The organism is Sinorhizobium psoraleae (genome assembly GCF_013283645.1).
In the GTDB taxonomy this organism is placed as follows: Bacteria; Pseudomonadota; Alphaproteobacteria; order Rhizobiales; family Rhizobiaceae; genus Sinorhizobium; species Sinorhizobium psoraleae.
On sequence record NZ_JABEKV010000008.1, the window covers coordinates 49,695 to 74,331 of the forward strand.

Below are 24,637 nucleotides of genomic sequence, written 5' to 3' on the forward strand. Positions count from 1 at the left end.
TCCGATACATACCGAAAAGAATGATGCAGACATTGGGAGGATTACATGGCGGAAATTCGTCTGGAGAACGTTTCCAAGAGCTTCGGCTCGGTATCGGTGATCAGCAACATATCCCTGACGGTGAACGCCGGCGAACTGATGGTGTTTCTCGGACCATCGGGGTCGGGAAAATCAACGCTTCTTCGGATGATCGCCGGTCTGGAGACAATCGACTCCGGCTCTCTGACCATCGGCGGCATGCGCAGCGAAGCGCTGCCGCCCGGCCATCGCAACGTAGCGATGGTTTTCCAGAACTACGCGCTTTATCCGCACATGTCGGTGCGGGACAACATGGCGTTCGGGCTCGAGAACATCGGGCTTCCGGGGGCGGAGATCGAGACGCGGGTCTTGACGGCGGCGCGGATGCTCGAGATGGAAAACCTGCTTTCTCGCAAACCCGCGCAGCTATCTGGTGGCCAAAGGCAGCGCGTAGCCATAGGGCGTGCGATCGTGAAGGAGCCAAAGGCGTTCCTTTTCGACGAACCTCTGTCGAACCTCGATGCCGCGCTGCGCGTGAGGACGCGCGTCGAGCTGGCGCAACTTCACCAGCGGATGAAGTCTACGATGATCTATGTCACGCACGACCAGACGGAGGCGATGACGCTGGCAGATCGGATCGTGGTGCTCAACCAATGCAAGATTGAGCAGATCGGGACACCAATGGAGGTTTACCTCAAACCAGCGTCCCGCTTCGTCGCAGGTTTCATCGGAAGCCCGGGAATGAATTTCCTTCCGGTCGATGTCATCCGGCCAGGGCGGACACCCATCAGGTTCGGGAACGGGTTCGAGCTCGAGATTGAGGCCCCTGTGCCCGCGCCAGGCAGGTTCGATCTTGGCATACGGCCAGAGTCGGTCCGGATCATGACTGGCGAAAACGATCCCTCTCGGCCCTCGATCGAGGCACAGGTTGGCGTCGTCGAGCAACTTGGCGAGCGGACGTTGGCATATTGCACGCTTGAGGACGGTTCACAGCTTATCGCTCAGGATGCGGGGCGTTCCGAAGTCCGTCCGGGAGATCGCGTGCGCGTGGGACTCGACCCTCTGGCCGTTCACCTCTTTGATGCGGACGGGAAATCCTATCAAGCCATCTGATACGCGTCCAAATAGCAGCGGACCTCCAATCACCAAATCGGAGGTCCGTGCAAGGGCGAGCGGGAGAATAACGATCTAGCCTTTAATACCCGCTGACAGTGTGATCGCTTCAGTGACACGCCGCTGAAAGATCAGGTAAGCCATCGCCACAGGCAGGCCGGCGAGAACCGCCGCAGTAAGCTGCCTTGCATAATAGACCCCGAAAGCATCGTTCACCTGCGTGATCCCCACCGTAATCGTCATCATGTCGGTCTTGGTCACCGCAAGGAATGGCCACAAGAACGCGTTCCAGGACCAGATGAAGCAGACGATCGAGAGCGCCGTTGTCACACCCCAGTTCATAGGAATATAGATCTTGGCTAAAATCCGCCATTCAGACGCATTGTCCATAACCGCGGCCTCGCGAAAATCCTTCGGCACGCCGTCAAAGAATTGCTTGTAGACGATGATAATGACGGGATGAATGAGCTGCGGGAGCACGATCCCACTCCAGGTATTGATCAGGCCAAGATCGGCCACCAATTCGAAGTGGTTGACGATCAGGGTCTGCATGGGGACCATGAAGCTCGCCAGGATTAGCCACCACAAGACATTCCGAAACGGAAAGTTCAGCTGCGAGATGGCGTAGCCGCAGAACAGTGACGAACTGACAGTCAGCACCGTGACGGCTATCGCCGTGACGATGGAATTGACATACCACCGCCCGATTTCTGTCTGCGTCAGGGCGAATATATAGTGCGATACGGTGAAAGTCTCGGGCCAGAGCTCGATATAGGGCCTGACGACTTCGTGCTCAGGCTTCAGTGACGAAGCCACAGCCCAGTAGAGGGGAAACGCCCAGATGATGGCGCAGAAGACGGTTATGACAGTGATAATGAGGCCGATGGCGTTAACTCGGCGCGCTGTTGTCGCGGTCATCGGTCCCGCCCTCCCGAAAGGCGTGTCAGTTGAAAATTCAAAACCGACACGACAATGACGATCACAAATAGGACCACCGCGACGGCTGCCGCCCTGCCTCCCTGATCCGATTGGAACGCTCGCTGAAAGACATAATAGACCAGGACCACATTGTCGTTCGGTCGTCCGCCGACTGAGAAGAGGTAGACTTGGTCAAAAATCTTGAGCTGCGAAATCAACTGGATGGTCAATACGAGCGCCGTGATTGGCCACATCAAAGGCCAAGTGATCCGGCGGAAGGTCGACCATCTGCCGGCGTTGTCCAAGGCGGCAGCCTCGTAGATTTCCGTCGGGATGGTTCGCAATCCGGCGAGGAACAACAATATGGAAAATCCGGCGGTCCACCAGATTGTGATCATGCCGACGGCGGGCATGAACCAGGCGGTCGACTTGAAAACGGGGATGCGCGCGATGCCGAGCATGTCGAAAAGGTACATCGCGATGCCGAACTGGAAGTTCAGCGTCCAATCCCAGAGAAGATATACGACCGAAACCGGAAGAATATATGGCAAGAAGAATAGAGCGAGCACGGCTGCCTGAAGTCGTCCGGCAAGACGATTGACGCCGAGCGCTATTGCGAATGCCACAAGCGTTCCAGGGACGACGGTGATGAGTACGAAGTAGGCCGTGTTCCACACCGCGGTGCCGAACCGTCGGTCAGAAGGAAGGCGTGCGTAGTTGTCGAACCCGACGAAGTTTCCATCGCCAATCAGGGGCGCATCTGTGAAGCTTGTCATGAAAAGCTTGATCGTCGGATAGACGAACACAAGTCCGTAAATGGCGACGAAAGGCGCGACGAGCGCCAAGCCGAAGAGACCTTCGTTGCGCCGGTTTCTGAGCATCATCCTCCCGCTCCACTTCTTTTCAGACGAGGATGGCCCAGGCGAACGATTGACTGCCTGGGCCCCGGGTCGTCAAAGGTCGGCCAAACCGGCCTTGATCTCCTCGACCGCTTTCGCGGGCTCCATTTCACCATTGAGCGTCGGCACGAAGAAATTCGACATCACGTCAAAAATTGGCCCAGCGATGCCCGCCAGCGGAGTCTTGGGATCGAAGATGATGTTCGCGGTGAGCGAAGAGTATGTGTGGTTCGGCTCCATCGCCTTGTACTCGGCCGAGTTCGTGACCGGACCATATGCGGGGATATGCCCCGCGGTCGCCCAAAACAAGGAATTCTTCGACATCCAGCTCATGACCTCGAGGACCGCGGCGCGCTTCTCGGGACTCATGTCCTTGCCCTTGTTCGCAGGGAGCGCGAAGGTGTGACTGTCGGCGTAGGTGGAGGGATGATCGAAGATTACAGGCAGTTCGACGGCTCCCCATTCGAAGAGCTTGCCGTTGTTCTTGAGGTCCGTCATCGTGGGGACTTCCCAAACCCCGTTGATCATCATCGCAGCTTCACCCGATGTGAAGAGCGCCACGGTCGCAGGGTAGTCCGTATAGGTGGATTGAAGCCCTTCCTTCGTCCATTCGGACAGAACGGCAAGAGAGTTTTCGAGCTTCTTTGCGCTGTCGCCAGCAAGAAACTCACCGTCCGTCATGAGCTCACCATCCTGCTGGCCCATGAAGGAATAGATGGTGCGGAACATGAAGTTGCCGTCCGCAGTCACCGAGCCAAGCGGGAACTTGACCCCAGCGGCCTTCAAGGCCTTCAGCGTCGCGGTGAAGTTCTCACGCGAGTCCATGCCCTTCGGCTTGCCGTCGTCGCCGAGAACTCCAGCTTTCTTGAGCAGGTCCTTGTTATAATAAAGGACGATTGGGTGCGTATCGAGCGGCACCGCATACTGTTTGCCGTCGATGCTCACAGCCTCCCAAGTCGCGGGGGCGTAATCAGATTGTCCGAGGCCCATCGTCTTCCAGTCGGCGGCGGTGATTTCCTGCAGAATGCCCTGCTTCACCGCCAGCGGGATGCGGCTGGCGTGATACGTCATGATATCAGGGGCTTCGCCAACCGCCGCAGAGGTTTGGACCTTGGAGTAAAATGGCGTTCCCCATTCCAGCGTGGTCGCATCGATCTTAATCTTGCCCTTGTGGGCCTCGTTGAAGTCGGCGACCATTTGTTTCATGCGAACGCCGTCACCGCCGCCGAAGAAGTCCCACCATGTGACGGTCTCCTCGGCGTGGGCGACGGAGGTCATGAGACCTCCCGCCAAAAGCACTGCCTTCGTAAGTTTAAACCAATTCGGCATGTCACTTTCCTCCCAGACAAGCAGCGTGTCGTCGCTACCGATTGATCTTAAAGTTGAATTCTGATCATCGAATATGAGTATGGCGGAACGGAAACACTGACACTGTTGCCGTCCATGACCGCATCGGAGGTCTTGCGCGGCGAGACATTGTCCGGATTGTCCTTGGTATTCCGGGCCTCGAGATCGTCGTGCTTGATCAGGGTGTGCTCGACGCCCCTGATGGTTCCGAAACGCTCCACGGCGAGCTTGATGCTCGCCGCTTCGGACGAGTGGCGATTGACCGCAAAGAAGGTGAGAGTGCCCGCGTCGCCGTCATGAACGCCGGCGATATCGAGATAGGACACAGCTTCGGAAACGTTGGAGACATAAGTCGCACAGTCGACGTCGAGTTGCAGCGCGGTGCCTCGACCGTAGCGAGATGCCAGATGGAGGGGATGGTAGATCGTCTGACGCCAGGAACTACCGCCTGGCTCGGTCATGATCGGCGCGATCACGTTGACCAACTGCGCTATGCAGGCGACTCGCACGACGTCCGAGCGGCGAATGAAGGTGTTGATGATGCACCCGACCTGGAGCACATCCTCGAAGTTATATATGTCTTCGAGGAGAACCGGCGCATGAGGCCAATTCCATTCTCGCATCCGCTTGGCGTCGTTCTTGCGCTCGTGATACCAGACGTTCCATTCGTCGAAGGAAATCTTGACGTCTCGCTTGGATCGTTTGCTGCCCTTCACAAAATCGATAACACCACTGACGGTCCCGATGTAGCGATCGAGCTTTTCCGGAAGAGCGAGAAATTCTGAAGTTCTCTTCTCGTAGTTCTCGAAATACATGTGGAGAGAGATGTAGTCGACCTGGTCGTATGTCGCGTCGAGGACCGTTGCCTCCCACCGAGGATAGGTCGCCATATCGGAGTGGGATGATCCGCAAACGACAAGTTCAAGTTTGTCGTCGAAGGCTCGGATGGCCTTTGCGGTCTCGTTTGCGAGGTGGCCGTACTCGGCGGCGCTTTTATGACCCACCTGCCACGGCCCGTCCATTTCGTTGCCAAGGCACCACAGCTTGACATTCCAAGGCTCCGCGCGCCCGTTCTGGCGGCGCAGGTCCGACCACTGACTGCCGCCCGGATGGTTCACGTACTCGACGAAGTTCCGTGCGGCGTCCAGGCCGCGCGAGCCCAGATTGACCGCCAGCATCATTTCGGTGCCGGCAGCCTCAGCCCATTCGGCGAACTCATGGATACCGACCTGGTTAGATTCCGAGGTGCGCCATGCGAGATCAAGGCGCGTCGGACGGCCCTCTTTCGGCCCAATGCCGTCTTCCCAATTGTAGGCCGACACGAAATTGCCACCTGGATAGCGGCAAATCGGCGTATCGAGTTCTCGCACCAGATCGATGACGTCCTTGCGCATCCCGTTGGCGAGCGCCGTCGGATGGCCGGGTTCGTAAATGCCTGTATAGACAGCCCTACCCAAGTGCTCCAGGAACGATCCGTATAGCCGCTTATCTATGTCCGCGATTGTATAGCGCGAATGCGCGGTGACCCCAGCCTCCAAAACTCTCTCCCCTCGAATTCAATATCCAAGTTTTCGGTTCGTATCCGATTTGTTGGTATATGAGGCCGAATTGGAGGTCACGTCAAGCGAAAGTATGACTTTTCAAACTTGAATGCGGAGCACGATATCCTGGTCGTAATTGCCGAAGCCGCTGCCGAAAATGTTGATTCCGCCGGGATGCTCGGCCCCGTCCTTGACGCCAACCCGCAACCGGATTGAACGATGCTTGTCCAGACCGAGGTCATCGAGGTTGATGTTTGATATCTTCACTCCATCGACGAAACTTCCCTGCCCGTTGATGCGCCAGTTCTTGAGCTTGCCATACTGTGAACCCGCGAGCTTCCACCAGTCCGGCGTGAAAGTACCCCTTTTGTCCCCATAATCGCCAGGCGACGTCCACGTGCCGATTTCGATTCCGTTGACCTGCAGAAATATGTCGGATGGCCAGTTTGCCGACGTCCCCGGCACTTCAGAACTCAGTTCCATCGAGAATTCGATCGCCTTAGGTTTCGCCTTCTTGAGCAGGGTGTTGTTGGGGAACTGATATTCTACGAACCCCGTGTTGAACCACAGAAGCCCCGCCTTCATACGGTCCGGATCGAGGAAGGTGTCTGGTACGTCGAGAAGGCCGATGATACCATCCTTGGAGCACATCCCACACGGGCCCGTGACTTCAAACTGGGTATATAGACCAAGCGGCATGGAAACTTCTATCGCGTCCGCTAATCGATCAACCACTGGCTCTGAAAACGAAATGAGAATTTCCTGGAAGGCCGAATAGCAGACTTTCTGGCTGCCCTTTTTGGCCCGCTGTCCCTCAGTATAGATTAGTCCGCAATCCTCGAGCACCTTCAGGTTGATCGACGCCGTCGACTGGGGAAGACTTAGTTCCTCCGCGATCTCGTTCACGTTTTTCGGACCGCTCGATCGAAGCAACTTCAACATCATCACGCGAACGTCGCTTGCGAGACCTTTGATGAGGTCTTGCCGCTCGATCGGATCAATCACGAGTACTTTACCAGTCATATCGTCCACACACTTTCTTACGCTTCATATCAGGTTCTGCGATATGAAAGCAACCATGCATTGAGTGCGGACGTGTGACACTAAGGAGCCTACAGCACGGTCTTTCTGATCGCGGTGGCGTCATCGAACCAGCAATTGGCCCGCTACAAAGAGAATTCTCGTGAAATTGCCAAGCCAAGACACCATCAACGGATACGGCCCCTGCCAGCGCCATCAGTCAACCTGGTGGCGGCTGTATCCGGGCGGCGGCTATCGCTGAGTTGCCCGGGGCCAGTGATGCGACGGCAGCTTCGGGACGAAAGCCGACTAACGAACCTCTCGCCTTGAAAGGATTTGAACCGCGGGCCCCCATGCTGCCCGCTCCGGAATTACCGCCGCACTCAATGCTTAAAGCAGTTTTCCCGGTGCCATTCGGAGAAAGTGCGGATGCGGCCTTTCAAAATGGCGCTGCGGAACGATTGCGCGTCCCGTCTTTTGATGAGCGACTGGATGCTCTCTGGATCGTTCATCTGTCGCGAAACAAGGATGTCCAGCTCGTCGGAAAGGCTGATCAGGCCCCGATCGAACATCCAGTGGGCGGTCGAGGGTCGCTATCCGTTGGCCGCCGCCGAGGCTATCAGGTCGTTCCTGATGTTGCGGCTCGGCCTGTACCTCGGCCTTCGCCAGAAGAACCTGCGGCAATTGCTTGTCTGCCCGCGCGGACAAGACGCCCTGACCGATTTCGCGGAAAGATACCACGACGGCAGCAGCGACCATGGGGCAAAGTCCAGTTTTCTGTTGCGACCGCCCAGAATCGCCGCCCGAGGTTTCCCCGCCGCTGCCGCAGGCTCGGCCGGTACAAAGGGCGGGCGCGGCGGTCGCCCACCGCGCCTTGGTCCATTCGCAGGTTCACCTTCAGGCGGGCACCATTCCGTCGAGTTCGGCCATCGCTCCTGCCGGGAGATCGACTTCGGCGGCGGCGAGGTTCTCCCTCAGATGCACGCGCGAGGAGGTGCCGGGGATCAGCAGGATGTTTGGCGCGCGTTTCAGCAGCCAGGCGAGCGCCACCTGCATCGGCGTTGCGCCGCGCCGGGCAGCCACATCCGACAGCGTCGAGGATTGCAGGGGCGAAAAGCCGCCGAGCGGGAAGAAGGGCACATAGGCGGTGCCTTCCGCTGCGAGCCGGTCGATCATGGCATCGTCACTGCGGTTGGCGAGATTGTACATGTTCTGCACGCAGACGATCTCCGTGATCCTGCGGCCTTCCTCGACTTGTCTTGTGGTCACGTTGGAAAGGCCGATATGCCGGATCAGCCCCTGATGCTTGAGGTCCGCCAGCACCGTGAGCGACTCCTCGATCGAACCTTCGGCCGGACCGTGCACGCTGAACATGGCGCGCAGGTTCACGACGTCGATCACGTCAAGTCCGAGATTCCGCAGATTATCATGCACGGCCTGCGTCAGTTCTTCCTTCGTGAAGGCCGGGATCCATGAAGCATCCGCGCCGCGCCTGGCGCCCACCTTGGTGACGATGACGAGGTCGTCCCGGTAGGGGTGGAGCGCTTCACGTATGATCTCGTTCGTCACGTGCGGGCCATAGAAGTCGCTGGTGTCGATGTGGTTGACGCCGCTCTCAACCACTTCGCGCAGGACCGCGGCGGATTCCGCGCGATCTCGCGGCGGACCGAAAACGCCCTTGCCGGCGAGCTGCATCGCCCCATAGCCGAGCCGGTTCACCGCCCGGTCGCCGAGCATGAAAGTTCCTGATTTTGCAACACTGGACATGCGCTGATCTCCGTTTTGAGCCACGAAAACGGGATTAAGCCTGTTCCATTGGTAGGACAATCAGCTACCATCCGGACGGGCTGTACGGCACGCCGAACAATTGGGAGAAGCGGGAATATGGAACGTGACAGGCCCGACATGGCGGATGTGGGCGCTTTCATGAAGGTGGCCCGGGCCGGGGGGTTCCGGGAGGCGGCCCGGGCGAGCGACATCAGCGCGTCGGCGCTGAGCGACGCCGTGCGACGCCTCGAGGCGGAGCTCGGCGTCAGGCTTCTCAACCGCACCACCCGCAGCGTGGTGCCGACCGAGGCTGGGCGGGGGCTGATGGAGCGGCTCGGACCGGCATTCGGCGAGATCCATGCCGCGCTCGATTTCGCCCGCGGTTTCCGTGACCGCCCGGCGGGCGTGCTGAGGCTGAACGTGCCGGTCAGCGCCGCAAGGCTGGTCCTGCCGTCCATCGTGCCGCCCTTCCTCGCGGCCTACCCCGACATCCGGCTGGAGATCATGACAGACGAAAGCTTCGTCGATGTGATCGCCGCGGGCTGCGACGCCGGCATCCGCTACGACGAACGGCTGCAGCAGGACATGATCGCGGTGCCGATCGGGGCTCGCATCCAGCGCTATGCGAGCGGCGCCTCGCCAGCCTATCTCGACGTGCACGGCCGGCCGCGGCATCCGCGCGACCTGCTTTCTCACAGCTGCATCCGCGGCCGTTTCGCCGGCCGGCCAATAAGTCCCTGGGAGTTCGAGCGCGACGGCGAGGCGGTCACGGTTGACCCGCCCACGTCCCTCGTGGTGCAGGCGGGCGGTGGCTCGGATCTCGGCATCGCGACGGCGAGGCGGTCACGGTTGACCCGCCCACGTCCCTCGTGGTGCAGGCGGGCGGTGGCTCGGATCTCGGCATCGCGACGGCGAGGCGGTCACGGTTGACCCGCCCACGTCCCTCGTGGTGCAGGCGGGCGGTGGCTCGGATCTCGGCATCGCGACGGCGAGGCGGTCACGGTTGACCCGCCCACGTCCCTCGTGGTGCAGGCGGGCGGTGGCTCGGATCTCGGCATCGCGGCGGCGGTTGCCGGAACCGGCATCGTCTCGATCTTCGAAGACTGGTTGCGCCCGCACTTCGAAAGCGGAGCGCTGGAGCCCGTGCTGGAGCCGTGGTGGCTGAGCTTTTCCGGGCCCTTCCTCTACTACCCCGGGCGCCGGCTGGTGCCCGCGCCCCTGCGGGCCTTCATCGACTTCATCAGGGGCATGCCGCCGGGTGGACCCGGTTGAGCAATGAAAGCCCCGTATCTTGGAGGCTGAATCAAGCGGTTACGGACGACAGCGCCTGTCCGCCAGTTCGTAGCCGATCCTCAAGCAATGCGGGCAATTGCCTTGATCTCGAAGTCGAAGCCCGCGAGCCATTTGACCCCCACCGCCGTCCAGTTCGGGTAGGGCGGTGCGCCGATCTGCCAAGCCGCCGCCGCGTTCGTGAGACGGCGATACCTTCGCGTTCATTTTCGTGTTTGGCGCGGCTTGAGCCGAATCGGCAGCTGATCGGATCGGGCCCTTACGTCGAACGAGAGATAGTTGGCAGCGATTAAAGATGGAAAGCTTGCACGCGTGCTGTTCGCATGGCGCAGCATCCTTGCAAGCGAAGTCGTAACGGGCACGACAGCAGCGATGGTGTGGAAATCATTGCCTGTCCGTGGTTCGCCTGTGTGGGGAGAGAGAGAGAGAGAGAGAGAGAGAGAGCGCTGCTGGAAGCGACGACCGTCTGAATTCATAAATTCTAGGCAGTCAAATGTTGATGCCGGAAAGACAACGCCGTGGGGCGCTTGGCGCTTGCGTACCAGACGATCGAGACTTAAATTGGCAAAATGCCTGACCATTCGTCCCGACCGTTGTCGCCGTCAAATATCCCAATGGATGCGCTAAGCGAAGTCTTGCAAGACTTTCGCTTGAGTGGCGTCAACTATGGACGCTGCGAACTCAGACATCCATGGAGCATCGCCTTTTCGCAACAACAGTTGCTTCGTTTTCACTTTGTCAGCCAGGGTCCGTGCTGGATCCATACCGAAGCTCAAGGCTGGCAGGAGTTGAACGATGGAGATCTGGTACTGCTGCCGCAAGGCATCGCACATCGGTTGGCCAGCGCGCCAGATGTTGAGGGCGACTCGCTTGAAAGTTGTCAGATAACAAGGTGGGGAAGCAACGTCTGCGAAGTAGTGCGGGAAGGAACGGGTGCGACCAGCACCCTCTTCTGCGGCTCCATGGCTCTGGGCGCGCATGCGCTTAACCCCTTGATCGCTCTGATGCCGCCAATCATCAAGGGCTGCGATGTGGCCAGCAATGACCCGATCGTTGGACCCCTGCTGGCGGCTATGTCGGTGGAGGCGACACAGCCACAAATGGGGAGCGCGACCGTCTTATCGCGAATGGCGGACTTGCTCGCAGCGCGGCTTATCCGCTGCTGGGTCAATTGCAGCGGAGCCTCGACCACCGGTTGGCTTGCCGCCATCCGCGACCCCCACATCGGTCGTGCGTTGGCAGCGATACACCGAGACCCCGGCCATAACTGGACTGTCGAAAGCCTCGCCGGTGTGGCAGGCCAGTCGCGCTCGATCTTTGCAGAGCGCTTCAGCGCTATTTTAGGAGAGGGCGCGGCACGTTATCTTGGCCGTCTGCGGATGCAGCTTGCCCGCGAGTTGTTGGGGCAAAGCGGCATGTCGGTTGCCGAAGTTGCTACTCGTTTAGGTTATGAGTCGGAGGCCTCCTTCGCTCGTGCTTTCAAGCGCATCACCAGCGTCTCGCCGGGCGTTGTGCGCCGCACAAGTTCCGGACGAATGGACATGGATTTCGGATTTTAAGACACATATCATCCCGGCAAGTTCGTCTATGAAATCTCCCAACTAGGAGATACTTCAATGACGGACACAACATCACAGCTGGACGGGGCAACAATTGGCCTGGAGACCGTCGAGCAATCCGCGTGGAGCGCGGCGACTTGGTTTGCCGTTCTCTCGATGGCGGCCACCAGCTTTGCGCTGGTATCGGCTGAGTTCCTGCCGGCGGGCCTGTTGACACCAATGGCGCGCGATCTCGGGATTACCGAGGGAACAGCCGGACAGGTCGTCACCGCCACCGCTTCCGTCGGCGCCGTGACGGCCCTGTTGAGCAATGTTCTCATCGGCAAACTGAACCGCAAGTCGGTATTGGTCGGTCTCAGTGCGTTGGCGATCGGCTCCAATGTTCTTGCATCATTGGCGACCGATTTTTGGCTGTTGTTGTTGGGCCGGGCTGGGCTGGGCATCGCGCTTAGCGGTTTCTGGGCGCTTTCAGTTGCCGTGGTAGCGAGGCTGGTCGGCGCCAATGCGACAGGTCGGGGCATGGCTATCGTCACCCTCGGCGTCTCGCTCGCGACCATAGCTGCACCATCGATGGGCGCGTTGATCAGCGACTGGCTGGGATGGCGCATCGCCATGGCCATGACCGCCGGGCTTGCCGCGCTTGCTATGCTGCTGCAGGTACTCAGCTTGCCAACACTGCCTGCAAGCACAAGCAACAGTCTCGCTGATGTTTTCCGGCTGACACGACGGCGCGGCATTCAACTGGGAATGCTTGCCATCCTTTTGCTGATGACAGGGCACTTTGCCGGCTCGGTTTACGTGCGTCCCTTCCTCGAACAAGTGACGCTTCTTGACACCAGATCGATCGCCCTGGCGCTGCTTGGCTTTGGCATCGCCTCCGTGATCGGTAACGTTGCCGGTGGCCGACTGGCCGACGCCAGTATCCGCTTGGCACTCGCTGTCACGGCAGTGTTAATGGCGTTCGCTGCTTTCGCTTTGGTGCTTTCGGGCGCTCATATCGGCATCGCGTTCGCTCTCGTTACGCTTTGGGGCTTCGCCTTCGGCATGGCGCCGGTCGTGCTGCCGACCAATCTTTCCCGCGGGGCACCCGACGCTCTGGAGGCGGCGGGCAGCCTGATGGTCGTCTCTTTTCAGGTCGCGATCAGTATCGGCGCGGTTTTCGGCGGCTATATCGTCGACCACTACGGCGCTGGGGGGCCTTTGACCCTTACCGCGGTCCTGGCTGCGTCGACGGTTCTCTTGGCGCTGCTGCAGCCTCGCAGCTGATCTTTGCTTCCGGGTTGAGCAATCAGGCGCAATCGGACTGAAGATGCTGTGCAACCTTTGCGCATCTGTAAGACGCAAGGTGGCGGCGCATGGCGGGCCGAGTAGCGCTCTTACTGGGCTCTGGATATGAGACCGCCGGCACTCGCCGGCGACCTCGACTGCATCAGTCTATGATAATGTGCCTGCCTTCTGCCTTGAGGCGTGCGAAGCCGTCCTTCATCGTAAGCGGCGTGCTACTCGCACCTTGAGAGTATTTCTTGGATTCGACAGCAAGAAATCGCAGCCTTGACCGAACTGATCGAACGACTCGCATTGACGTCACCTCGTTTCGGCGAGCAGGCGCTCAAAGCTCTTGCCCACGTTGATGGTTGTCGCGACGACCAGTCAGCTGCCAACTCACTGAAAATTCCGGCTCTTGATCTTCAGATTGTCGATATGAAGATCCGGCACGAACATGTCCCTCGGCCGAATCCCTGGAGGCGTCTTTTCGCGGGAATCCGGACTTCCAGGGGAGCCGTGAGCGAACTCATCGCCGCGGCCACTCGCCGGCCGGAACGCTCCGTCGCGCTCGGCAAGGCTCGACAGATCGGCCGAGAGATCGAAGAGCTGCTGGGCGACGAGGTGAACCACCTCCCCTTCCCGCTGAATCCTGCCGTTGATCGCCATCATGCTGGCGCCGAGCACGACTCGGCGTGACCGCTCGAAGAGCTTCGGCCAGACGACGATATTGGCGACGCCGGTCTCGTCCTCGATGGTGATGAACATCACGCCCTTCGCCGACCCTGGGCGCTGGCGTACCAGCACCAGGCCGGCCGCCATCAGCCATTGCCCATCGCGCGCCGCCATCGCCTCGGCGCAGGTGACGATCCGGCGCATAGTGAGGTCGTTCCGCAAGAAGCTCAGGGGGTGTCGCCGGAGCGTGAGGCCGGCATGACTGTAGTCCTCGACGACGTTATGGCCGTCGGTCATCTGCCGCAGTTCGACCGCCGGCTCCTGCTGCTCGGCAATGGCCCGCGCCTCCCGTTCCGCGGCCGCGGTGAAGAGCGGAAGCGGTTCGTTGCGCAACGCCTTGATCGCCCAGAGCGCGTCGCGGCGCTCGAGACGCAATGACGGCAGGAAGGCATCGGCTTCGGCAAGCTCGACAAGGGAGGCGACCGGCACGCCCGACCGCCGCCACATGTCATCGACCGATGCGAAGCGTTCGTCGGCGCGAGCGGCGACAACGTGCGCCGCATCGGCGGTCGCCAATCCCCGCACAAGACGCATGCCGAGCCGCACGGCATGCCGGTCCGTGCCCTCTATCGGCTCGAGCATGCAGTCCCAGCGCGATCGGTTGATGCAGATCGGACGGACCTCGACGCCGTGCTTGCGGGCATCGGCGACGATTTGCGCGGGAGCATAGAACCCCATCGGCTGTGAGTTCAGAAGCGCCGCGCAGAAGACGTCCGGGAAATGGTATTTCACGTAGTTGGAGGCATAGGCGATCAGCGCGAAGGAAGCTGCATGGCTTTCGGGAAATCCATAGGAGCCGAAACCTTCCAGCTGCGAAAATGTCTTTTCGGCGAATTCCGGCGTATAGCCGTTCCGGACCATCCCCGAGACAAGCTTGTCCTTGAACCTCGAGACGCCGCCGGTGAACTTGAAGGTCGCCATGGATTTCCGGAGCTGGTCGGCTTCACCGCCGGTAAACCCCGCACAGACCATGGCAACTTTCATGGCGCTTTCCTGAAACAGTGGCACGCCCAGCGTCTTATGGAGGACTGCCTCCAACTCTGGCGTCGGATACTCAACCTTCTCCTTGCCTTCGCGCCGGCGAAGATAGGGATGGACCATATCGCCCTGGATCGGCCCGGGGCGGACGATCGCCACCTGGATGACGAGGTCGTAGAAAGTCCGCGGCTTCATGCGCGGCAGCATCGACATCTGCGCGCGTGATTCGATCTGGAAGGTGCCGAGCGTATCGGCCCTGCGGATCCTCGCATAGGTCGCCGGATCCTCCTGCGGGATGGTGGCCAGATCGAGATCCTGATGCTTGTGCTCGCGGATCAGCGCAAAGGCTTTGGCCATGCATGTTAACATTCCGAGCGCCAAGACATCGACCTTCATCATCTTGAGCGCTTCCACATCATCCTTGTCCCATTCGATCACCTGGCGGTTGGCCATCGCAGCCGGTTCGATCGGCACGAGATGATCCAACCTGTCGTGGGTAAGGACGAACCCTCCGGGATGTTGGCCCAGATGCCGCGGCGCTCCCATTAGTTGCTGGGCAAGTTTCAAGGTCAAGGCGAGACGCCGGTCGTCAGGATTGAGGCCGAACTCGCGCACCTGCCGCTCACCGACTTCGTCCGACCAGGACCAGATGCCGGAGGAGAGCGCCTTGATCAGGTCCTCCGGCAGACCAAGTGCCTTGCCGACATCGCGAATTGCCCCCTTGGCGCGATAGCGGGTCACCGTCGAGCAGAGCGCCGCCTTGTCATGCCCATAGGTTTTGTAGATCCACTGGATGACTTCCTCGCGCCTCTCGTGCTCGAAGTCGACATCAATGTCCGGCGGCTCGTCGCGCTCCTGGGAGACAAACCGTTCGAACAGGAGATCGTTGGTCTCAGGATCGATCGAGGTGATGGCGAGCACATAGCAAACGGCGGAATTGGCCGCCGATCCCCTGCCCTGACAGAGAATGCCCTGGGAGCGCGCGAACCGCACAATGGAGAACACCGTCAGAAAGTAGGGCGCGTATTTCATCGTCTCAATGAGAGCGAGCTCATGACGGATTGTCTTCTCGACATGCGCCGGCAGCCCCTCAGGATACCGCGTCTTCACGCCCTCCCAGGTACAATGCTCCAGCGACTGCTGCGCTGTCAGGCCCGGGATCAGCGCCTCTTCGGGATACTGATAAACCAGCTCTTCCAACGAGAACCGGCAGCGCTCGACGATCTCCGTGGTCCTTGCCAGGGCTTCGGGGTAGCGGGGAAAGAGACGCGCCATCTCTTCCGGCGGCTTGAGGAAGCGATCCGTGTGCCGCTCGCGCTCAAAGCCGACATCGTCGATGGTCGTGCCGGTGCGGATGCAGGTGACGACGTCCTGCAGCTGCCGGCGGCCGCGCTCGTGAAACAGAACGTCGTTGGTGACCACTGTCTTCACCCGGTACTTTATCGCGAGGTTCGACAGCTCATGCAGTCGCAACTGATCGTTCGGACGGCGGCGAAGACAGAGAGAAACATAGGCACGGTCTCCAAGAACCTCCGCCATTTTCCGGAGCTGCACGGCGCAGATGTCGTCCGGCATATCCGGCACCAGAACGCCGATCAGGCCCTCCGAGTACAGCGCCACGTCATCAAGATGCAGGATGCAGTTCGCCTTCCCTCCCCTGCCCTTGCCGAGTGTCAGAAGTCGTGTCAGCCGCGAATAGGCGGCGCGATCGGTCGGATAGACGAGGATCGATATGCCGTCCTGCAGATCGAGCCGGCAACCGACAACGAGCCGCAGGCCGGTGGCGCGCGACGCCTCCAGCGCCCGGACGATACCGGCCAGGCTATTGCGATCAACGATGCCGAGCGCTTCGATGCCCATCAGCCTTGCAGTCGCGAAGAGTTCTTCCGCCGAGCTTGCGCCCCTGAGGAACGAGAAATGCGTGGTGACCTGAAGCTCAGCGTAGCGCATCACGCGAAGATCCCATGCATGAACCACTTATGCGAACCGGTTTCCGCATCGACGCCGTCGCCCGATCGGAAAATCCAGAAGCGTTCGCCGGTATCATCCTCGACCACGAAGTAGTCGCGGACCGCGACCCATTCGGAGCTACGTTTCCACCACTCCCCAAAGATCCGCTCCGGACCATCGGCGCGCTTCACCCGGCGGCGCTTGCCGCGCCAGGTAAACGAGACCGGCGGATGATCCGGCAAAAGGGCAATCACTTCTATCGGTTCGGGACGCTCCAGAAGCCGCGGCGGCCTCGGCCAATTGAGCGGCCGGGTGGCGCCGTCCTCATCGGCCGTCGGCGCGATCCGCTGCACACTGCGCTCCGGGACGTCGCTTGCCACCGGCGCGACACGGAAAATCCGCTGGCCGCCGCGATTGCCGAGTACATCGATCAGCGGTGTCACGTCGGTTACCTGCTCTTCGATCAGCAATGACGCCGACTGTGTTTCGATGAGCGGCTCGGCGAGGGTGGCGGCGAGGCTGAGCTTCTCGATGCCGAAGCCGGGCTCGATCCTCTCAATGCGATCGCGGAAGAGTTTCGTCAGCCAGGCGATGTCGCGGACGGGCTTGGCCGTGCCAGCCCGGAGCGACTGAATGGTGTTGTCGACGCGGTGGACGATGAGGTCGGTGCCAAGCCCACGCTTCTCAAGTTCCAGGCAGAGCTGCCGCACCAGGCGGCTGACGTATTTGTCGATGGTTTCCGGTGCGCCGATCGGTTCGGCAAAGGACTTGTTCACCTCGACGAGGTCCGCCGGCCGGATCGGATCGATCGGCTCGGCGACGCGGCCGTACATCTGGTCGAGACGCCGCCCGACCTCCGGCCCGAAACGCAGGGTAAGCGGCGCCCGCGGTGTGGCAGCCAGATCGCCGACAGTGGCGAAGCCGAGCGTGCGGAGACTTGCGACGGTCTCGGCTGGCAGTCGCAGCGACGAGAGTGGCAACCGGTTCACGGCCTTGTCGGTCTCGCCGCGGCCGACGATCACCGTCTCACGGCTGATGGTACGGGCAAGCGCATGCGCCGCACCCCAGGTATCGGCGATCGCCGCATGGGCAGCGAGACCGCGGCCGTGGAAGCGGTTGATGAGGCCGGACAGCATCAATTCCTCGCCACCCTGGAGGTGATCGGCGCCTTCGGTATCCATGACGATACCGTCGGGAGGATCCATGGCGACAACGGGAGAATATCGCGACAAGGCCCAGAGCGTCAGCCGTTCCAGTGTGGCAAGGTCGGCCCCCGGATCGGCATCGATCATCACGAGCTCCTGGACCAGCGCCCGCGCCTTGGCGGCCGGCATGCCGACGCGAAGCCCGAGTTTGAGAGCTGCCCGATCGGCCGCCGCAACCCATCGCTTCGCCCCGCTCCTGGCGATCACTACGAGAGGCTTGTCAGGAGAGAGCGAAGGATCGGCTCGTCTTATCCTGTCGGTCGGCAGTGTCGGAAGAAAGACAGATACGACCCTGGCCATCGCACGCTCCGATGATAAACTCTCCTCCCTCTCCTGCCCTGACCCGCATCAGTTCCGCCAACCATCGCGGCCGGCCAACGCCCGGTACGGGAAGCGGCTCCGACGGCAGCACCGATATCCGCCAGCGGGTTGCCGCAGCCGTCGGCATGCCGAAGTCCGAAGCTTCCGTTTGGCGCCGCCAGCGGCGGATCACCAGGCCCAACGTCCCGGATTTTTCCGCCGCAAGCTGCAGCCGGCGCGAGGCGGTCATCGGCAGGCGCACCAGTTCGGCGACGACCGCGCCAAGGCCGCCATAGCGCAGCGCCTCCTCGAAGCTTGCGAGCACCGTGTCTTCCTTGTCGCACTCGACAAAGATGACGCGATCGGGATGAAGTCCGACCTGGGCGAGCGCCGGAAAGAAAAGATCGAAGCGCGTCAGGCACCAGACCACCTTGCCGGTCGTGCGGGCCGCGATGCCCCCGATGAAGAGTGCCGCCGCGGCGCCATCGATCGCGCCGTTTCCACCGCCGGCCACTTCGTGTAGCGCGCCATAGGCGAGCCCACCTCTCGCCAGCTGCGAATCGATCTCGCTGACCCCGAAGGGCAGAACGCTTCGCTGGCGCAGGCTGCCCCCCTCTAGGCTGGCGATTTTCTGGCGTAACTCGTCGAGGACTGCGTTCGAAGTGGCGACGGCGGCGGTCATGATCTCCTTTACGGCAACCCGTTTTCGGCTTGAGAAGTATGATTATGTTCTGTATCTGTTCTCAAAGCGAAAATGAGTCAATGCGCATGTGGCGCGCGGAAGTTGAGCGAAAGTGCCCGTCGAAGAAATTCGTTCAAGAGATTCAATCCGATGCCAGGTATAGGAATTTTTTCTCATGACGCGAGGGGGACCTGTGAACGATCTGGGTCCGAGACTGAGGGATCATCGTGAGCGGATCATTGAATTCATCTGTCGGCCATGTCATCGCCACTGCGCGTTTGAGCGCAAGCTGTTAGTGAAAGCGTTTGGCGCCAGCATGACCTTCGCTGTGATCCGCCGACGCATGGCAATGGGCTGCGAGCGCATGCAGACGCCGGAGGGTGACAAATGCGGCGCGCACTTCCCATGTTTGGTTGAGGGACCTGATGGAAGCTAGGCGATGACAAACGACGAAGGCAGCGAGCGACCGCGCAAGATCGTTCACATAGACATGGATGCCTTTTATGCATCGGTCGAGCAGCGCGACAATCCCGAGCTGCGAGGCCTGCCGGTTGCCGTCGGCTATCCTGCGGCCCGCGGCGTGGTGGCGGCCGCCAGCTACGAGGCACGCAAGTTCGGCGTTCATTCGGCGATGCCTTCGGTGACCGCCCAACGGAAGTGCCCCGACCTCATCTTCGTCAGACCGCGCTTTGATGTCTACAAGGCCGTCTCGTTGCAGATCCGCGCGATCTTCGCCGAATACACGCCGATGATCGAGCCACTCTCGCTCGACGAGGCCTATCTCGACGTCACCGAAAACTTGAAGGGCATGGAGATCGCCACCGAGATCGCCGCGGAAATCCGCGCTAAAATCAAAGCGACGACGGGCCTCAATGCGTCGGCCGGGATTTCCTACAACAAGTTCCTCGCCAAGATGGCATCCGACCTCAACAAACCCAATGGTCAGGCTGTCATTACGCCGAAGAACGGGCCGGCCTTCGTCGAGGCCCTCCCCGTCAAGAAATTCCACGGCGTTGGGCCGGCGACGGCCGAAAGGATGCATCGGCTGGGGATCGAGACAGGCGCCGACCTCAAGGAGAAGACGCTCGAGTTTCTGGTCGAACATTTCGGGAAATCGGGGCCATATTTCTATGGGATCGCCCGCGGCATCGACAATCGCCAGGTCAAACCGGACCGGGTGCGGAGATCCGTTGGCGCGGAAGACACGTTCTCTGAGGACATTCACTCCTACGAACCGGCGCGCGACGGTCTTCAGCCGTTGATGGAGAAGGTGTGGGCTTACTGCGGGGCCAATGAAATCGGCGCCAAGACCGTCACGCTCAAGGTCAAATATGCCGATTTCACCCAGATCACCCGCAGCAAGACGGTTACGGCACCTCTGCAAACGATCGGCGACCTCGAGGAGGTGGTCGGCCTGCTTCTCGCGGCGATCTTTCCGCCGCGCAAAGGCATACGCCTGCTCGGCGTCACGCTGTCATCGCTGGAACGGCAGACCTCTGGAGTGGCGCCGCAGTTGCGGCTAGCGCTTTAGACCGCCAGCATCGGCTGGGCTGGATCATTCGAGTGGCGTTTGATCCGGAAGTTCCCGCTGGCAACGGACGGAGGATTTCGTCCTCAGGCACAAGTCCGTTGAGCCAAGCCATGCGTAAGATCGCGTGTCAGCACCGCCATCTGCCGGTCGTGAAACGGGTCGAGAGTAGGCCTCCAGCCAGGCTGAACCGAACTACCTCTGAGGGGTAGTCTAAGCGGCTATCACGCGATCCTGGCGAGTGCGAATATCGCGGCCAGGCCCTCAAGAACGCTTGCGCAAATTACCAAATTGTAATTCACTCCCTTCGATCAACTTTGAGGCGAGGGAGACGTCGTGATCCGGTATCTGGCAGCATGCCTTTTTGTTCTGCTCGGATCCGCCGAGGCCCTGGCGAGCCAGATTGCCATCGCCACCTGGAACCTCGGCTGGCACATGGACCTGGAGACCGCCAAGCACTGGATCGGCGAATGTTCGAAGAACTATGTCGAAGATCCCGCGACTGGCAAATTCAAGCCGTCCCAGGAGGCGGGTTTCAAGCCGGGATGGGACATCGACGCCTTCAAGGTCGAGGGCTGGGACGTGACCCGCTTTCCGGTCTGCAGCGTTTACTTCGCCGGCGGCGCGGTTCGCGTCAATCTCGATGCCTACCGAAAGCGGCAGGAGCAAATCGCGAATTTCATCTCACGGTCCCTTCCTGCAGACATCATCGCCTTCCAAGAGGTCAGCGGCGAGCAGTCAGTCAGGGAAGTACTGCCGAATGGCGGTGTTAACTACGATTTCTGCCCCGTGACGGGTTACAAGGTGCAGCGCCTGGTCATCGCCTGGAAGAAAACGCTGGGCGAAACGGTGTCCTGCGCCATCGAGGATGCGCTCAGCCTGCCCGAGAATCCCGACGACAAGCGGCCGCGGCCGGGTCTTGCGGCCACGCTCAAAATCGACGGGAAACTGCTTCGCATCATGGATGTCCACCTCAAGTCGAGGTGTGTGTCGCCCTTCGACGGCGCAAATCTCGAGGGATCGGGCAAAGACTGCACGATCCTGCAGCAACAGATCGATCCGCTCGAAAGTTGGGTTGAACGCGCGGCGGCCGATGGAGCCAAGATTGTTCTGCTAGGCGATTTCAACCGCAACCTGTGGCATGAGCTGCGCGACCAGCGACCGGCCAGGACCGACGCGAGCGGAACCTCGACGCCGCGGCCGGCGGGCGTGCTGTCCCGGTCGCTCATAGAAGAAATCGCCGACGGTCAGCCAGCGGCCGCCAATCTCAAGGTTCTCGACGAGCACAGCCAGATCAGCGATGCCGGACAGGCACTCTGCGCCCAGGCCGAGATCCGCGATCTGACCACGCCGGAGACGCAGCTGCTCGCCTCGGACAACTATCTCGGATGCCGCAATCCAGTGGGGCTTGATCACATCCTTGTCGGCCCGGGAATCAACAGCAACGGCCCGGCCGAGCATCTGAGCATTGGAAACCTTGGCGGCAACAAAGCCGGCACCCCGAACGGGAAAGACCAGGTCCTGGCTATTTCAGATCACTGCCCTATGATGGTCCGGCTGAATTTTTGATCGGAGTTCAGACCGCCGCCAGCCCGTGGCATTGAAATCTCCTTCCAATTTTAAAGGCCGCGAATACATCCGCACCGACAAACGCGTGCAGGCAATCGTGCGGCACTTCCACGAAGAGCAGAAGCCGATCTTCACGATCTGCCACGGCGTACAAATTCTGATCGCCGTCGAGGGCATTGTGGTGGCAAGAAGGTCGGCGCTCTCGACGCCTGCGAGCCGGAAGTCACGCCGGCCGGTGGCACCTATATCGACCTCTCCCCCACCGAGGCTTATGTCGACGCCACGATGGTATCGGCAAAGGGCTGGACAGCCTTGCCACCTTCATGCGGGAGTGCCTTAAAGGTTCTCGGCACCGAGATCTACCACAATAAATAGACTGCGAGCCCGGCACACGATCGTGCGCCGGGCTCCGTCTTTCGGCAGGAATTCGCCGCCCGCTATACCGCCCCGGGGTTCCAGCCGCGCCCTCTGTTGCCGAACATCTCATACCCGTCCTTAGTGATGGCGAGCGTGTCCTCGAGCTTGATGAAACCGCGCTTCGGGTGAAGCATCGTCGTCTCGACGGAAATGACCATGCCTGCCTCCACGGGGCGATCCGCGTCCACGCCTTCATAGGCGACCGGATGGTTGGTCATCAGGAATGGTGCTTCGTGGCTGATGAGACCCATGCCGTGGCAGAAGAAGTCGGTAAAGGCGGCCGAAGGCGAGCTTTTCAAAACCTCTTCCGCCGCCGCAATCATTTCGCGGCCTGCAGCCCCGGCCTTGGTTTTGGTGAAGGCCGCCTGTTGAATCGAATCGACTTCAGCTAACAGGTCCTCGAGCTCAGAATCAGGCTCGCCGAGCACGCCCATGCGGCAAAGGTCACCGATATAGCCGTGATAGTTGCCGCCCGAATCGATCGAAAGCACCTCGCCCTTCGCCCACGCCTGCGGCGAGGCCGCACGGTTGTGACTGGCGCCGAGGGTCAGCAGGCAATACTCGAAATGCAGCCCGCGATTGGTCTCTTCTCGCCTCAGGCGTTCAATGATCTCCGCCTTGGTGGATCCCTCCCGTGCCGCCGCGATGGTGGCGAGCATGGAATCGGTGATCAGTTCGGACGCAAGCTTGAGTTTTTCCAGCTCCTGCGGCGTTTTGATCGCGCGCAGTCGCTCGAGCGTGTGCGTCGCGTCCACGAAACGCGCACCTTCAAGACGAGAAGCCAGCACATCCCGCGCATCGGAGGGCAGGAAGGGCGGCTCGATGCCGATGCGAGCACGCGCGTTACCAATCTTCTTCAGGTGTTCGACGACAAGCGCTGCCGCATCGAGCGTACCCCAGGTCGCCGTATGGACGGCGGGTGTCCAGAACGGGTTGTTCTGGTGCTCACCTCCCTCCATGCGGTTGCCAACATAGGCTGAGTGATTGGGTGAGCCCTTCTCATAAACGACGATCGGCAGATAGCGGCTGTGGCCGATCGCATCCATTGCGGCGAAGAAGATGAACTTGTAGCCCCCGAGCAGGTACTGCGTGTTGTGCTTGGAGGTGGCGAGCAGCACGTCGATACCCGCCTCCTCCATTAGTCTGTCGAGTTTAGCCGCATCGAAAGGCGGTTCCACCGCCCGCGCTTCGCTTTGATTGATGTTCATGGGTTTTCTCCCAGAGGCCGTTGCCGTGCGCCTTCAGGTGCCAGGCGGGATTAATCGGAAATCCGGCAGGTCGCGAAGCGCTCGCTCGGGGCCGGCCGGCGAATAGACGACGAAGAGCTGCATCGGGCCGGATCCCGTGTTCTTCGTCGAGTGGAAGCGGCTTTCCGGTACATAGACGGTGCAACCAGGCCCAACCTTCTGCGTCATCGGATTGCCGTTCTCGTCCTCCACCATTTGTTCGCCCTCGCCCGAGATGACGAAGATGATCTCCTCAGAGCCGGGATGATTGTGACGTGCATGCCCCTCGCCGCTCGGCAAGTCCACCACACCACCCGAGAAGCGCTCGGCTCCGTTGACCTCCGGCGCGACCGTCAGTGCGAGGCGACCCCAGTCGAACCCGAAGCTGTCGACATCCTTCGGGTAGAGAAAATATTCGTCCTTTGCCATGCCGCGGCCTCCTCCCGCATCTTGCCCGCTTTAGACCACCGTTCTGATGGCCAACGCCTTGAAATCTTCCGTCTGCTTGCGGATCGCCACCTCGGCAGGCAGGCGTTCCATGGAACTTGCGCCATAAAAGCCATTGCAGCCGGGGCAACGATCCAGGATGTAGCGTGCATCCTCCGGCATCGAGATCGGCCCACCGTGGCAGAGCACGATAACGTCCTTCCGCACCGAGCATGCGGCGTTCGCGATCGCGTCGATTTCCCTCACGCAGTCGTCGAGCGACATCGCGGAAGTGGCGCCGATCGCTCCGCCCGTGGTAACGCCCATATGAGCGACGACGATGTCGGCACCGGCCTTGGCCATCGCGATCGCCTCTTCCTCATTGAAGACATAGGGTGTCGTCAGCAGGTCGAGTCGGTGGGCCTCGGCGATCATGTCCACCTCAAGTCCGTAGCCCATCCCGGTCTCCTCGAAGCTCCGCCGCATCCGTCCATCGAAGAGGCCAATGGTCGGGAAATTCTGTACGCCGGAAAAGCCCATCGCCTTCAGTTCCGTGAGAAATTGCGGCATGAAAACGAATGGGTCAGTGCCATTGACGCCGGCGAGTACCGGTGTCGCCTTGACGACCGGCAGCACCTCCAAGGCCATTTCCTTCACGATCTCATTGGCATTTCCATAGGCGAGCAGACCGGCCGCCGAGCCGCGGCCCGCCATTCGGTAACGGCCGGAATTGTAGATGATGATGAGATCGATGCCGCCCGCCTCTTCGGCCTTGGCCGAAATCCCCGTTCCGGCCCCACCGCCGATGATCGGCTTGCCGGCGGCGATCATGCCGTGGAGCTTTTCAAGTATGGTCTTGCGGGGGATTACTGGCATCGGTGTCTCT

Annotated in this window: 18 protein-coding genes and 6 pseudogenes; 9 read left to right on the forward strand and 15 right to left on the reverse strand. The window is 60.6% G+C overall.

The features are described 5' to 3' along the window. Positions 1–45 precede the first annotated feature (45 nt). Positions 46–1,131 carry an ABC transporter ATP-binding protein gene (locus ILFOPFJJ_RS29015; RefSeq protein WP_173513987.1) on the forward strand — a complete coding sequence of 362 codons (1,086 nt, stop codon included), beginning with the start codon at positions 46–48 and terminating at the stop codon, positions 1,129–1,131. Positions 1,132–1,206: 75 nt separating this feature from the next. Here ILFOPFJJ_RS29015 and ILFOPFJJ_RS29020 read toward each other — a convergent pair whose 3' ends face one another. From ILFOPFJJ_RS29020 to ILFOPFJJ_RS29050, 7 genes and pseudogenes are all read right to left on the reverse strand, one after another. Then, positions 1,207–2,049, reverse strand: a complete 843-nt coding sequence (locus tag ILFOPFJJ_RS29020; RefSeq protein WP_173513988.1) for a carbohydrate ABC transporter permease — start codon at positions 2,047–2,049, stop codon at positions 1,207–1,209. Then, the gene (locus ILFOPFJJ_RS29025) at positions 2,046–2,930 is read right to left on the reverse strand and encodes a carbohydrate ABC transporter permease (RefSeq protein ID WP_164819166.1); all 885 of its coding nucleotides are present in this window, start codon (positions 2,928–2,930) and stop codon (positions 2,046–2,048) included. The genes ILFOPFJJ_RS29020 and ILFOPFJJ_RS29025 overlap by 4 nt, the downstream gene beginning before the upstream one ends. A 72-nt stretch (positions 2,931–3,002) precedes the next feature. Next, entirely contained in the window at positions 3,003–4,277 is a 1,275-nt protein-coding gene (locus ILFOPFJJ_RS29030; RefSeq protein ID WP_173513989.1) for an extracellular solute-binding protein, read from the reverse strand. A gap of 47 nt (positions 4,278–4,324) precedes the next feature. Beyond that, positions 4,325–5,833 (reverse strand): arabinosylfuranosidase ArfA, encoded by a 1,509-nt coding sequence (arfA, locus tag ILFOPFJJ_RS29035; RefSeq protein WP_173513990.1) that lies wholly within the window; start codon positions 5,831–5,833, stop codon positions 4,325–4,327. Between the two features lie 102 nt (positions 5,834–5,935). Continuing rightward, positions 5,936–6,859: an ArsR/SmtB family transcription factor gene (locus tag ILFOPFJJ_RS29040; RefSeq protein ID WP_173514090.1), complete on the reverse strand. Its 924-nt coding sequence runs from the start codon at positions 6,857–6,859 to the stop codon at positions 5,936–5,938. Between the two features lie 380 nt (positions 6,860–7,239). Then, a pseudogene (locus tag ILFOPFJJ_RS29045) lies at positions 7,240–7,440 on the reverse strand (HNH endonuclease); the annotation flags it as partial. A 313-nt stretch (positions 7,441–7,753) separates the two neighbouring features. Next, positions 7,754–8,623 (reverse strand): aldo/keto reductase family oxidoreductase, encoded by an 870-nt coding sequence (locus tag ILFOPFJJ_RS29050; protein ID WP_173513991.1) that lies wholly within the window; start codon positions 8,621–8,623, stop codon positions 7,754–7,756. 117 nt (positions 8,624–8,740) lie between these two features. On the opposite strand from ILFOPFJJ_RS29050, the pseudogene ILFOPFJJ_RS29055 reads away from it, so the two are divergent. Further along, positions 8,741–9,460 (forward strand): annotated as a pseudogene (locus ILFOPFJJ_RS29055) (LysR family transcriptional regulator); the annotation flags it as partial. Between the two features lie 144 nt (positions 9,461–9,604). After that, positions 9,605–9,895, forward strand: a pseudogene (locus ILFOPFJJ_RS29060) (type 2 periplasmic-binding domain-containing protein); the annotation flags it as partial. Between the two features lie 80 nt (positions 9,896–9,975). Here the strand turns inward: ILFOPFJJ_RS29060 and ILFOPFJJ_RS34750 are convergent. Then, positions 9,976–10,068: pseudogene (locus ILFOPFJJ_RS34750) on the reverse strand (RidA family protein); the annotation flags it as partial. 414 nt (positions 10,069–10,482) lie between these two features. Between ILFOPFJJ_RS34750 and ILFOPFJJ_RS29065 the strand changes: the two are divergent. Together ILFOPFJJ_RS29065 and ILFOPFJJ_RS29070 are read left to right on the forward strand one after the other, a co-directional pair. Next, positions 10,483–11,472, forward strand: a complete 990-nt coding sequence (locus tag ILFOPFJJ_RS29065; protein WP_173513992.1) for an AraC family transcriptional regulator — start codon at positions 10,483–10,485, stop codon at positions 11,470–11,472. A gap of 57 nt (positions 11,473–11,529) precedes the next feature. Continuing rightward, positions 11,530–12,738 carry an MFS transporter gene (locus ILFOPFJJ_RS29070; RefSeq protein WP_173513993.1) on the forward strand — a complete coding sequence of 403 codons (1,209 nt, stop codon included), beginning with the start codon at positions 11,530–11,532 and terminating at the stop codon, positions 12,736–12,738. Positions 12,739–13,134: 396 nt separating this feature from the next. On the opposite strand, the gene ILFOPFJJ_RS29075 is transcribed toward ILFOPFJJ_RS29070, so the two are convergent. From ILFOPFJJ_RS29075 to ILFOPFJJ_RS29085, 3 genes are read right to left on the reverse strand one after another with little or no spacing between them, the layout of a single operon-like run. Next, positions 13,135–16,398, reverse strand: a complete 3,264-nt coding sequence (locus ILFOPFJJ_RS29075; protein WP_173514091.1) for an error-prone DNA polymerase — start codon at positions 16,396–16,398, stop codon at positions 13,135–13,137. After that, positions 16,398–17,903, reverse strand: a complete 1,506-nt coding sequence (locus ILFOPFJJ_RS29080; RefSeq protein WP_173513994.1) for a Y-family DNA polymerase — start codon at positions 17,901–17,903, stop codon at positions 16,398–16,400. Before ILFOPFJJ_RS29080 ends, ILFOPFJJ_RS29075 begins: the two co-directional genes overlap by 1 nt. Next, on the reverse strand, positions 17,824–18,585 hold the full coding sequence (locus tag ILFOPFJJ_RS29085) for an ImuA family protein (protein WP_173513995.1): 762 nt from the start codon (positions 18,583–18,585) through the stop codon (positions 17,824–17,826). Before ILFOPFJJ_RS29085 ends, ILFOPFJJ_RS29080 begins: the two co-directional genes overlap by 80 nt. Positions 18,586–18,760: 175 nt before the next feature. Between ILFOPFJJ_RS29085 and ILFOPFJJ_RS35380 the strand changes: the two genes are divergently transcribed. Both ILFOPFJJ_RS35380 and dinB read left to right on the forward strand, forming a co-directional pair. Further along, the gene (locus ILFOPFJJ_RS35380; RefSeq protein WP_246299889.1) at positions 18,761–19,021 is read left to right on the forward strand and encodes a hypothetical protein; all 261 of its coding nucleotides are present in this window, start codon (positions 18,761–18,763) and stop codon (positions 19,019–19,021) included. 3 nt (positions 19,022–19,024) lie between these two features. Then, positions 19,025–20,116, forward strand: a complete 1,092-nt coding sequence (gene dinB / locus ILFOPFJJ_RS29090; RefSeq protein WP_173513996.1) for a DNA polymerase IV — start codon at positions 19,025–19,027, stop codon at positions 20,114–20,116. On the opposite strand, the pseudogene ILFOPFJJ_RS35385 reads toward dinB, so the two are convergent. Continuing rightward, a pseudogene (locus tag ILFOPFJJ_RS35385) lies at positions 20,113–20,280 on the reverse strand (SOS response-associated peptidase family protein); the annotation flags it as partial. The gene dinB and the pseudogene ILFOPFJJ_RS35385 sit on opposite strands and share 4 nt — an antisense overlap. A 169-nt stretch (positions 20,281–20,449) precedes the next feature. Here ILFOPFJJ_RS35385 and ILFOPFJJ_RS29095 point away from each other — a divergent pair. Further along, positions 20,450–21,682, forward strand: a complete 1,233-nt coding sequence (locus ILFOPFJJ_RS29095; RefSeq protein ID WP_173513997.1) for an endonuclease/exonuclease/phosphatase family protein — start codon at positions 20,450–20,452, stop codon at positions 21,680–21,682. A gap of 52 nt (positions 21,683–21,734) precedes the next feature. Beyond that, positions 21,735–22,057: pseudogene (locus tag ILFOPFJJ_RS29100) on the forward strand (DJ-1/PfpI family protein); the annotation flags it as partial. 62 nt (positions 22,058–22,119) lie between these two features. On the opposite strand, the gene ILFOPFJJ_RS29105 reads toward ILFOPFJJ_RS29100, so the two are convergent. Genes ILFOPFJJ_RS29105 through ILFOPFJJ_RS29115 form a run of 3 tightly spaced genes read right to left on the reverse strand, consistent with a single transcriptional unit; the run spans position 22,120 to position 24,627 of the window. Continuing rightward, positions 22,120–23,307: a M24 family metallopeptidase gene (locus ILFOPFJJ_RS29105; RefSeq protein ID WP_173513998.1), complete on the reverse strand. Its 1,188-nt coding sequence runs from the start codon at positions 23,305–23,307 to the stop codon at positions 22,120–22,122. Between the two features lie 33 nt (positions 23,308–23,340). Beyond that, on the reverse strand, positions 23,341–23,754 hold the full coding sequence (locus ILFOPFJJ_RS29110) for a cupin domain-containing protein (protein WP_173513999.1): 414 nt from the start codon (positions 23,752–23,754) through the stop codon (positions 23,341–23,343). 30 nt (positions 23,755–23,784) lie between these two features. Continuing rightward, complete coding sequence (locus ILFOPFJJ_RS29115; protein WP_173514000.1) at positions 23,785–24,627, reverse strand: phosphoenolpyruvate hydrolase family protein; 843 nt, start codon at positions 24,625–24,627, stop codon at positions 23,785–23,787. Positions 24,628–24,637 lie beyond the last annotated feature (10 nt).